At 47.0% G+C, this 11468-nt stretch carries 8 protein-coding genes; 1 reads left to right on the forward strand and 7 read right to left on the reverse strand.

Annotated elements, in window-relative coordinates; genetic code table 11:
- Positions 1-97 precede the first annotated feature (97 nt).
- The 7 genes from NH568_RS16135 to NH568_RS16165 form a co-directional block, all read right to left on the reverse strand.
- Positions 98-1078: a hypothetical protein gene (locus tag NH568_RS16135; RefSeq protein WP_253048759.1), complete on the reverse strand. Its 981-nt coding sequence runs from the start codon at positions 1076-1078 to the stop codon at positions 98-100.
- On the reverse strand, positions 1078-2058 hold the full coding sequence (locus NH568_RS16140; RefSeq protein ID WP_253048761.1) for an autotransporter outer membrane beta-barrel domain-containing protein: 981 nt from the start codon (positions 2056-2058) through the stop codon (positions 1078-1080). Before NH568_RS16140 ends, NH568_RS16135 begins: the two co-directional genes overlap by 1 nt.
- 275 nt (positions 2059-2333) lie before the next feature.
- On the reverse strand, positions 2334-4931 hold the full coding sequence (gene acnB, locus NH568_RS16145) for a bifunctional aconitate hydratase 2/2-methylisocitrate dehydratase (RefSeq protein WP_253048763.1): 2598 nt from the start codon (positions 4929-4931) through the stop codon (positions 2334-2336).
- 286 nt (positions 4932-5217) lie between these two features.
- Positions 5218-6270, reverse strand: coding sequence for an OmpA family protein (locus NH568_RS16150; protein ID WP_253048790.1), 1053 nt, complete (start codon positions 6268-6270; stop codon positions 5218-5220).
- Positions 6271-6381: 111 nt separating this feature from the next.
- A complete protein-coding gene (locus tag NH568_RS16155) occupies positions 6382-8169 on the reverse strand; it encodes an ABC transporter ATP-binding protein (RefSeq protein WP_253048765.1) in 1788 nt (595 codons plus the stop codon).
- A 3-nt stretch (positions 8170-8172) separates the two neighbouring features.
- Positions 8173-9609 carry a protein adenylyltransferase SelO family protein gene (locus NH568_RS16160; protein ID WP_253048771.1) on the reverse strand — a complete coding sequence of 479 codons (1437 nt, stop codon included), beginning with the start codon at positions 9607-9609 and terminating at the stop codon, positions 8173-8175.
- Positions 9606-10298, reverse strand: a complete 693-nt coding sequence (locus tag NH568_RS16165; protein WP_253048774.1) for a DNA-3-methyladenine glycosylase I — start codon at positions 10296-10298, stop codon at positions 9606-9608. Before NH568_RS16165 ends, NH568_RS16160 begins: the two co-directional genes overlap by 4 nt.
- A 110-nt stretch (positions 10299-10408) precedes the next feature.
- Between NH568_RS16165 and NH568_RS16170 the strand changes: the two genes are divergently transcribed.
- Entirely contained in the window at positions 10409-11146 is a 738-nt protein-coding gene (locus NH568_RS16170; RefSeq protein ID WP_253048776.1) for a transporter substrate-binding domain-containing protein, read from the forward strand.
- Positions 11147-11468: the final 322 nt, after the last annotated feature.

Here is an 11468-nt window from a genome sequence, read left to right on the forward strand (position 1 = left end):
GCGATTTTTCGACTCACAATACGTGGGTGAGTGATGAAACAGTGAGTGGGTGCCAGGCTTATCACCACCCAAATTGGCCGGCACTAAGGCCGTAAGGCTACAGCTTATTGTTAATTGCCGCCAGTTGTTCACTAAAGCTCAGGTGGCGTAAGTCCCCTAACCCAGCCTTTTGCGTCATTTGGAAAAGCTGAGTTTCGAGTGTCAGTAATTGCGCTTCAACACGTTTATCTTCTACGGCGGTTTTTCTCCTCAAATGCTCTGAAAAAAGCTGTTCCAGTCTTTTTATCTGTAATTCAGCCAGGTTCACAGTATGCTTTATGTCATCATAAGCACGCACATTTTGACGAATAAACTCCCGAGCAGACTCTGTCGTGACTTTGACATCCTGAAAAACCGTAGGTAAAACCTCGACCTTGTCTGAGCTTGCTAGTCGTTTCACGCCTCCAAGCACTTTCCCCAAAAAGTAGTGCTCAGCAGCATCCTGCTCTAACGCATGAAGCTGAGACTGAAATTCAGGCAAGCTCCCTTCAACCAGTGCGCGTTTGCCTGCCACCAGCATTTCCTTGAGTTCAAGGTGACGACGTTTAACACGTTCATAACGGCGCTCAAAGTGCCGTGGAGTTTCCAACTTATCGAGCACCGCAAAATGTGAACGGATCGGTTCAAGCACGCTCACGATAGCTTGCTTTGCACTGTGCGCAGCCGCAAGCAGGCTTACGATCTCCTGACTGCTTGCCATCACCTCATCGGCTTTTGTATCAGACGAAAAAAGCGAGGCACTGTCGAGAGACTCACCGGGGTTCGCACGCAGCTCAGCAAAGTCGCCCTGTAAAGACTGCCAGAGCTTGTTTGCTTTAGCTGTGCGCTCGCTGTCGTACTCAACCAGGGACTCCTCGGCGGACAAAGCGATTGCCCGCTGAGCCTCCAGATAAGCAGCCTCCGCTTTACTGTAAGCTGCCTGGATCTGCTCTGGTGTAGCGCTGTCACTGCTGACAATATTACTCACCGAATCGAGCGTTTTACATCCGCCTAACAAGGCTACTGTCAGTAATAATGCGATACTGCTTTGTTTGTACATTAATAGCTCCACTGTAATCCAGCTGAAAGAGACACATTGGTATATTCGATATCAGGCACGGTCCGCCGGCTACCATCTGATTCTGAAATCGCATCACGTTCTTTATAGGACACATCAACCCCCGCCATCACGGCAATGGTTTTAAATACCTGATAACGAACGCCCGCACGGGCTTGCATGCCCCAGCCGTTAAACGTTTCACTGAGTGTTTTTTCTATAGTGCGAGTATTTTGCACCCGTGTATATATCGGGAGCGTAATTTCAGCATCGGCATACCAGCTGAATTTATTGGCGGTGTTCTGCAACTTGCTGTCATACCTGACTCCGACAGCTGCAATAATACTCATTTGATCTTCAGTCGTTGACACCACAGATTGCAAGTTCCCTGGCAGGCCTTCTAAATCTCCTGTGCCAATGTTGTTTTGCCCGGGCAAATTAAAACGGGCGACCGGATCATTCTCGCCACGTGGAGCTGACTGTAAAACCTGATCAAACTGACCTGCACCGGGCTGTGCAAATTGAAAATCCGAGCGGGTGAAACTGGTTGTGAATACCCGTCCACCCATAGTCACTTGCAATGCCCGCGTCATATTATAGGCGGCACTCATCGCAATTTCGTTGGACTTAACTTTAAAATCGTTGAGCTGTACTGCGCCAAACTGGTGTATCACAGAACTGTCGTTGGGGTCCGTGAAATCATGCACATACCAGGTCTCTGTATCCAGACCTGGATATATAGTTGCAGCCGTCCCGATATAAACTCCCCAGTCATCGTTGATGCCAGAATATGACAGTTGTCGGATAGTCGGGTTCCTGACAGTCGCATCCTGGGTAAGACGACCCAGTCCGCTCAAATCATTGAGTGCTTCACTATAATCGATGGATTCAAAGCCAAGCCGGATTTCACTATAAGAGGGGTTAGGGGCTGCGGCAGCTGTGCCTGTTGCAAAACAGCACGCCATGATGAACGATTTATTCATAGAATTAGACCTTGCGCAGAGTGGACGTGAATGCAACACAAGGAGCATGTAACGATCCCTGGTCACAATTTCTTACATCATTGTACAATTTTAATTCAGCTCACCGGATAGTCAAGGCGACCTGAATAATCAAAAATACCAGCAAGAAATTGAAATATAATCAAAAAACACTCAGCACAGATTATTAAGACGCTTTTTTGATACACAAGCAGTATTCGCTCTGCCCCGAAAACTAAAAAAGCCAGCACGAGGCTGGCTTTTCGAACATACTACTCTTACACAGCCTGCTGAATAATCACACTGTCTGCTTTTTTTGTGTAGTGAGGCATTTTGTGGAAGTTCAGATAGCGATAAGTATCAGCTGCAGTGGCATTGATCCGCTCGGCATATTCCTGATACTCCGCTGGGGTCGGTAATTTACCCATAATCGCTGCCACGGCGGCCAGTTCTGCAGACGCCAGATAAACATTGGCACCTGTCCCTAAGCGGTTGGGGAAATTACGCGTCGACGTAGACACCACAGTGGCTTTGTCAGCCACCCGAGCCTGATTACCCATACACAAAGAGCATCCCGGCGTTTCGATGCGCGCACCAACACGACCATAAATCCCATAGTAACCTTCATCAGTTAGCTGATCCCTGTCCATTTTGGTAGGAGGCGCCACCCACAGTTGAGTGGGTAACCGACCACCGAAATTGTCCAGTAACTTACCTGCCGCCCTAAAGTGACCGATGTTGGTCATACAAGAACCTATAAAGACTTCATCGATTTTCTCGCCGGTAACTTCTGATAGCAAACGCGCATCATCAGGGTCATTCGGCGCACATAAAATAGGCTCTTGAATTTCTGCCAGATCAATCTCAATTGTATGCGCATACTCTGCGTCGGCATCTGCCGTCATCAGCTCTGGATTGGCCAGCCACTCTTCCATTTTAGTAATACGACGCTCTATGGTTCGAACATCACCATACCCCTCTGAGATCATCCACTTTAACATGACGGTGTTGGAGTTCAGATACTCTTCGATGGACTCCTGTGACAACTTAACTGTACAACCCGCAGCTGAACGCTCAGCCGATGCATCAGATAATTCAAATGCCTGTTCTACAGTGAGGTGTTCAACCCCTTCAATTTCCAGTATACGACCAGAGAACTCATTGATCTTACCCTTCTTTTCAACCGTCAGCAGGCCTTGCTTGATGGCATAATAGGGAATCGCATGTACCAAATCACGTAACGTAATACCAGGCTGCATCTGACCTTTAAAACGAACCAAAACGGATTCTGGCATATCCAGTGGCATCACGCCGGTCGCCGCCGCAAAGGCTACCGCACCAGACCCCGCAGGGAAGGAAATGCCCAATGGGAAACGCGTATGGGAATCTCCGCCAGTGCCTACTGTGTCAGGCAGCAACATTCGATTCAGCCATGAATGGATAACCCCGTCTCCAGGGCGCAATGACACACCGCCACGGTTCATAATGAAATCAGGCAAAGTATGATGCGTATTCACATCGATAGGTTTGGGGTAAGCAGAAGTATGGCAGAACGACTGCATTGTCAGATCTGCTGAAAAGCCCAGACAGGCCAGATCTTTCAGCTCATCCCGGGTCATAGGTCCAGTGGTATCCTGTGACCCTACTGTGGTCATAGTTGGCTCACAATATTGTCCCGGACGTACACCTGGCATATTGCAGGCACGACCCACCATTTTCTGCGCCAGAGTGAAGCCTTTGCCTGAATCTTGGATCAATTTCGGTTTACAGAATATCTCTTCCTGCGCCATGCCCAGCGACTGACGCGCTTTGTCAGTCAAGCCCCGACCAATGATCAACGGGATCCGGCCTCCGGCACGCACCTCATCCAGGATCACGTCTGATTTTAGGCTAAATGTGGTGATCACCTCATCACTGCCGTGACGCTTCACAACGCCCTCATACGGGTAGATATCAATTTGATCACCCATGTTCAGGTCGTCTACGGGTAACTCAATCGGCAGCGCGCCCGAGTCTTCCATGGTATTGAAGAAAATAGGTGCAATCTTACCGCCAAGGCAAACACCGCCCACTCGCTTGTTCGGGACAAACGGAATGTCATCCCCCATAAACCACAGTACAGAGTTTGTCGCCGATTTACGTGAAGAGCCGGTACCAACCACATCACCGACATACGCCAATTGTAAGCCTTGTTGCTTCAAGACCTCCAGCTGGTCCACCGGGCCAACTTCGCCCGGCTTGTCCGGATTAATCCCATCACGTTCATTTTTCAGCATCGCCAGCGCATGTAATGGAATATCCGGCCGTGACCAGGCATCAGGTGCCGGTGACAGATCGTCGGTATTTGTTTCACCAGTGACTTTAAATACGGTGACAGAGATTTTGTCTGCGACAGCCGGCTTTTCTAAAAACCACTCAGCGTTGGCCCAAGACTCAATCACTTGTTTAGCAAATGCATTACCTGCTTTGGCTTTTTCTTCAACATCATAAAATGCATCAAACATCAGTAGGGTATGAGACAACCCTTTAACAGCAATGGGTGCCAGTTCGTCGTCATCCAGAAGATCTATCATAGGGGCAATGTTGTAACCGCCCAGCATAGTACCCAGCAACTCGGCTGCATAAGCTTTTGAGATCAATGCCGACTCAGCTTCACCTTTTGTGATAGCGGCCAAAAAGCCCGCTTTAACATAGGCAGCGTCGTCCACCCCTGGTGGTACACGGTTGATAAATAGATCGACAATAAACTCTTCTTCACCTGCCGGTGGTGTTTTCAATAATTCGATCAGTTCTGCCGTTTGCTGCGCGTCGAGCGGTTTAGGGACGATCCCTTGTGCCGCGCGCTCCTCAACATGTTTACGATATTCTTGAAGCACAGTTTTGCCCTCTTGGTGACGTGAACGGATAGTTAAAGCCAGGTACTCACAAGTACCAATAAATTTACTTAAACATAAAATATGATGATTGATTATAAGGTCTTAGAGTATAGATGAAAATCAAACGGCTACTTAGTCGTCTTATACTCGATATAAACAACGTGAATGTCAGAAAAGAAAAAGAGCAAACTCATGAATATATGTAACCGTAAATAGTCAGTGACATGGGTATAAACCAGCCACAAAAAAGCCCGGTTCACTCCGGGCTATCTCTACTCAAATCTGATTAACGTTGAACTTTTACGCGTTCGATTGATTTCACTTTTGCTTCTACACGACGGTTTTCCGCATGAGCTTGTGCAGAGTCACCCATGTTTCTAAGTCGTTCTTCACCATAGCCAACCGTTGTAATACGCATTTCATCAATGCCTTTCTCGACTAGCTGTTTTGCCACGGCATCTGCACGCTTCTTGGACAACCATTTGTTGTATTCTGCTTTACCCACCGCTGAGGTATGACCTTCAAGCACCACCGTTGTTTCAGGATGCTCATTCAGAAAGCGTACAACCGCCTGAATGTCATCCAGATACTGCTGAGACACGCTGGAGTTATTGTTAGGGAATCGTACCAGCAGGCTAACCGTCACTTCTTTGTCTTCATACAGTGTGCACCCCTTGGCATCGACTGCATCGCTCATAGGTGTGTTAGCACATTGATCATCCATGTCATAGATACCATCTTTGTCGCTATCAACAGGCGCTGCATCTACCACCACAGGCTCTGGCTGCGGAGCAGGAGCAGGTTCAACAGGCTTGCTGTGACCTGAACTGCCAAAGAAATAATTGATCCCCAGCTTTGCGCCAACATCCGTGTACCCACGGTCAATACCCTGATAAATCGCCGTCTCAAAATTAGCCGCAAAGTTATCGCTGAAGTGATGGCGATATCCTGCACCCACATTCACAAAGGTATTGCTGTCAAAGACATCAATTGACTTGAGACCCGCCAGCGCATAGAAAGGTCCACCGTTGAAGTGATACAAAGCGTCAACGCCAATCCTGTCACCATCGACAGAATCGTTACGAACGCCCGACAGATCAAAATCCATGTCTGCATATTCAATGCGACCACTCCAGTATTTACTGAAACGGTAACCCAACTCAGCACCCCAGCCTGTTGAGTCATCCACCGTAACACCGGCTGCATCTCGGCTATTTTCCCACTCCGCATTGTAGTAGTCGCCAAAGACACCTAAATACATGCCTTCTTTGTGCTCGTCGGCTTGCGCACCGGTTGCAATTAAAGCTGATACGACAATGCTTAGCATTCTTAGTTTCATCATCCTTCCCTCTGTAAAATAATAGTGCAATCTGATATTTGCAGTAATAATAGTAGATGATGTCTTAATATTTACTTAACACCAGATAGGAATTTTTTGTTAATTTTACATTCAGCTCTGATGACCAAATAGCACTCGATAAAGACCTTGCTCTGCAACCAGGCTAAGGTGATCGCCAGCCTGACTCACCACTCCATCATCCAATACATAGATTTGATCTGCCTGACGAATCGCACTCAGACGATGTGCAATAATGAGTGTGGTTCTGCCAGATAAGAAGGTATTTAAGTTGCGGTGGATCTTCGCCTCTGTCTCAACATCTAACGCCGAAGTCGCCTCATCGAGTATCACTACTTTAGGGTCGGCAGCTACCATGCGTGCAATCGCCAGACGCTGTTTTTGTCCTCCAGATAAGCGAACGCCATTTCTGCCTACCACGGTATCGAGCTGCTGTGGCATTTCCATAACGGTCTGGGCAAGTTCGGCTACCTTTAGCGCATGCCAAAGCTGCTCATCATCACACGGCTTACCCATTGACAAATTTTCCCGAATACTGGCATTAAACAGTATCGGCTGCTGTAACACAGTTACAACATGCTCGCGAATTGCGTGAAAACCCACTTTTTCTACCGGTATATCATTAATCATGATATCCCCGGCCTGCTTCTGGTATAGCCCCAGTAGTAACTGAACGACAGTCGACTTGCCGCCACCAGACACCGCCACCAAAGCCGTTTTTTTCCCACTGGGTAAAGTCAAAGACACATCATTGAGTACTGGCAAACCATCCTGATAAGCAAAGCTGACATGACGGAAATCTATCCGGATATTGGACTGTTGAAATATCTTGCTGTCTGCCACCTGATGCGGCTCGGTGTCAAATGCCAGAACCTGATTGAGGCGCTGTAGCGCAGCCGTGGCACCGTAGTAAGCATACTGAATGCTTAGTATTTCCTGTACCGGCCCCATCATAAACCACAAGTAGCCAAACACCGCAAAGATCTGGCCAACGGTCAGATCAGAAAAGACCACCATCAGCATGGCAATGGCGCGAAACACCTCAAAGCCTAATAAGAATACTGTAAAGCTCAAGCGATTGACCGCATCGGTCTTCCATTGTGACTGTACAGAGTGATGACGCAATGACTTTGCAGCATCCACAACGGTATCAAAATAGCTTTGCTCACGTCGCATGGCTTTTAACTGAGCGATGGCATCTAAGGTGTCGACCAGTGCACTCTGAAACGCTTCAAAGGCATTGTTTTGACGCTTTTTAAGATCCTTGACACGTTTGCCAAATTGCCGGGAAAAGTAAATCACTGCAGGATTCAGAGTCAGAATGATCAATCCAAGCACCCAGTCGATCCAGAGTAACACTACAGCCGTTCCTATAATCGTTAGAATACCAATTAAAAAACGGGATAAAGTTTGGCTGATAAATCCATCGAGTGTTTCAATATCTGTGATACATCGAGAGCTGATCGCCGCAGCACCCTGTGTTTCATATTCTTTTAGCTGCACTTTTGCCAAATGCACCAGCAGTCTTTCGCGGATCCGATAAGAAATATCCTTACCAATAATGGTAAACTGCCGAGACTGAGCAACCCCCAACAGCAGCGCTGCGAGCCTCATGCATATCACGGCAATCAGGATCGATACGATATAGCCTGTTGCGCCTTGCCACTGCGCAGGTAAGAACGCATTCAACGTATCTACTGCCGTCCCGGGATGTGCCAATAGTACTTCATCAACCAGCAAAGGCATCATCAGTGGGATAGGCACACTCACCAAAGCAGCACACAATGCGATGAGATGGGCATAAATCAATGGCGTTTTGTGCGTGAGGATCTGCCGTTTGATTTCCTGCCAGGTCAATGCCTGATCGGTCTGTTCACTCATAGTTTAAGTACCACAAAACGTTTGATAGGTCTGTTCGTTCGACATGGTTGCCAGCCACCTTGCAGGGTATACCTGATATAAGTAAGGCGTTTTGAGTGCATGCAGCCATTGTGTAAATTCGTCGCTATGCTTCGCGAGGTTAAACTCGCCAATGAAGTGCTCGACCATACCATTGCGCGGGATGATCGCAGGATTAACCGACTGCATGATAGTATGTGCAGCTGACAAGTTGCTGTCTCCAACTCGTTTTCGCCACTTTCCGGTCCAGTCAGCCAATACCTCTGGTATCACATAACCAGGAAGCGGAGTGGGCTGTATCGAGTTGGTAAGGGCTGCAAAGGTATTGGTGTAATCGAGTTTGTTTTGCTGCATGAGCGATAGCAGTTCACTTAACAGTGTCTGATCAGACTCCTGCCAGCTTAGTAGCCCGAGCTTTTTTGACCACATCTGTTGATAGCCCTGGTTAAATTCTTCCGCAAACTGGCTTAAGACACCGGAAAAGCGTTCGAGTGCGGCATCTTTATCATCCATCAACAGCATCAGCGACTCAGCAAGGCGGCCACAGTTCCAGCTGGCAATATTCGGTTGCTGACCAAATGCATAACGTCCCTGACGATCAATGGAGCTAAACACCGCATCAAATGAGAAAGACTCCATCATCGCACAGGGCCCATAATCAATGGTTTCACCGTTAATCAGAGTGTTATCCGTGTTCATAACACCATGGATAAAACCAACCTGCATCCACTTTAGGATCAAGGCACACTGATGCAAACATACACGCTCGAAAAAGTCGAAGACTCTTTGCTCACCACTTGAGGAAATGTCATTAAACTGATCTGTGATGCAAAGCTCCACCAATTGCTGCATTGCATCAACGTCCTTTTTCATTGCCATCAGCTGAAATGTTCCAACCCGGATATGGCTTCTGGCAATGCGACATACAACGGCACCGGGCTCTCGCTCTTGCCTCATTACCTGCTGATTGGTCGACAACACTGCCAGACACTGTGTTGTCGGTACTCCCAGCGCCCGCATTGCATGACTCATGATGTATTCTCTCACGGCAGGACCCAGTGCGCATAACCCATCGCCCCCACGAGAAAAAACCGTCGCCCCAGAGCCTTTCAGGTGCATATCATAGGTATGCCCCTGCGCTGTAGTAAAGGAGGCGATTAGATGCGCTCGGCCATCACCAAGCTGTGGATTAAAGTGACCAAACTGGTGACCGCAATATGCCATTGCAACCGGCTCGATGTTTTCAACTCGGGACCTACCCGCCAGATAGTCTCGCAACTGCTGCTGATCAACATCCATACCCAATTCGGTTAATAAGTCTGAATTGGTTAATAGTAGCTGTGCGTGTTCAAACTGCTGAGGCCGTTGCGGCACCAGGTAAACCTCACCCAATTCGGTGTAACGGGAAAAAAAGTCACTCATGATGAAACTCCTACCACATTGTCACCCACGCTATAAGCAACGAGCTGACTTAATTTTTGCAACGAATAACCACTTTGTCTACGTAGCTCATTGAAGAAGGCTTGTGCAGCACGCAATGACTTTTGGCTATGCAGTCCACCAGAGATAACATCATGTGCTCTCAGATAAGCCTCAACATCACGGCTCAGAATAAATGTATCTTTTCCAACAGCCCTCAGTGCATAAGGACCTGTGTTACCACCCAGCCGGCTCCCCTGCTTTTTCAGCAAGAGCCATAATTCTATAATGTTGTCTTCCGGCCAGTTCGCCACTAGCTTACTAAACTTACCATGTTCAAGTGCCAGCTCATGGATCATCTGACAGTTATGAGCAACGCTCTGCACTTTCTTGTAGTTACGTACTATACGTTCGTCCTGTGCACGCTGTTCATACATTTCAGGCGACATATACAGTAGCTTTTCCACCGAAAAGTCCCAAAATACTTCACGAAAACCGGGCCACTTTGCATTGATCACAGACCAGTAGAACCCACTTTGAAATATTTTTCTTGTAAATTCTTCTAACCAAACATCATCGGATAGCTTTATCAGCTGTACTTTTGACAATGGCTCCGTGAGTAGTGGCTCCAGTGAATCATTCAAGCCTTTTCTCGCGCATGCTCGTTCATAAATATCTAAAAAACTTTCCACAACTTAGCCTTTTATTCTCATCATTTGGTTAATCGCTTTTGTTGGCCTATTCGTTTTATTCAACAATAAGCGCTATAGTTTTGTTTAGCCCAGTTTTTAGAGCCTTGTCAGTGAAATACATTATTTTTGCTTTGGTTTTTAGTCTCACTACCGCAGCCGAGACAGTACATATTACAACAGGTCAATGGCCACCATACGTAGACAGGCACCGTGAGGATCAGGGCTGTACCGCTCAGCTTATCCGAGATGCATTTGCTTTGCACGGGATCCGGGTCAGGTTTGTGTTTATGCCATGGCAGCGGGCCTATGAGGAGGGGAAAAAAACTGAATTTATAGGTAGCGCTTACTGGTACTATAATGAAAAGCGGGCATCAGAGTACATCTATACCAGTTATCCTATCACCTCAGAAGTATCTCACTTTTATCATCTTGATACTCTGGCATTCAAATTTAACTCTTATGCCGACCTCAAGCCCTATCGATTACTAATTAACAAAGGCCTGACTTATCCAGATCTGCTTTGGCAAGCCATTAAGGAACATGAGATTGAAGTCATGGAGGCAACGTATACCACCAAAAACTTACAATTTCTGCTACGCCGACGCACAGACATTATTATTTTGGATGAGCAGACAGAGAGAGAATACGCCAAAGCCCTACCAGACTCTGATCTGAAACGCCTGGTAAGACAGCCAAAACCAGCATTCTTTAACCAGGGGTTTCTGTTGATAAATCAACATAGTGAAAAATATGCGAGGATATTCGATCAGTCAGTGAGAAAGCTGATGTCTGACACCACTTATCAGGAAAAATATAAGGCAAATTGCTCAGCAATTAACGACTACTAAAAAATGCTGTTTTAGTATCCAGCAGAAAACTTATTTTATCTAGTCAGGCTTGATCTTGATTGGAGTCTGATAATGATTGTCTCCTCTGAGTACGATCCATACTCACTGTGTGGCCTGTTAGTAGATCCCGCATCAAGTGCGGGATGACGGTAGTGTAGATCTGTTTGAATGGAGAAATGTCGGCGCTCTCAACTAATACCAAATTGATTAAATTTATGATCTAATATCAAAATCTAATATCCATCGATGTGATAATGATTTTGCTGCCCTCTGAATTTAGTAAGCTCTCCAAACAGACTAAAGATCCCAGAAAGAAAGTACG

This window comes from Pseudoalteromonas sp. XMcav2-N, assembly GCF_024124545.1.
In the GTDB taxonomy this organism is placed as follows: Bacteria; Pseudomonadota; Gammaproteobacteria; order Enterobacterales; family Alteromonadaceae; genus Pseudoalteromonas.

Excerpts from the sequence above, each read along its gene's own strand:
- NH568_RS16135 (WP_253048759.1), bottom strand. The coding sequence starts at position 1,078 with ATGTACAAACAAAGCAGTATCGCATTATTACTGACAGTAGCCTTGTTA.
- NH568_RS16140 (WP_253048761.1), bottom strand. The coding sequence starts at position 2,058 with ATGAATAAATCGTTCATCATGGCGTGCTGTTTTGCAACAGGCACAGCT.
- NH568_RS16150 (WP_253048790.1), bottom strand. The coding sequence starts at position 6,270 with ATGAAACTAAGAATGCTAAGCATTGTCGTATCAGCTTTAATTGCAACC.
- NH568_RS16155 (WP_253048765.1), bottom strand. The coding sequence starts at position 8,169 with ATGAGTGAACAGACCGATCAGGCATTGACCTGGCAGGAAATCAAACGG.
- NH568_RS16160 (WP_253048771.1), bottom strand. The coding sequence starts at position 9,609 with ATGAGTGACTTTTTTTCCCGTTACACCGAATTGGGTGAGGTTTACCTG.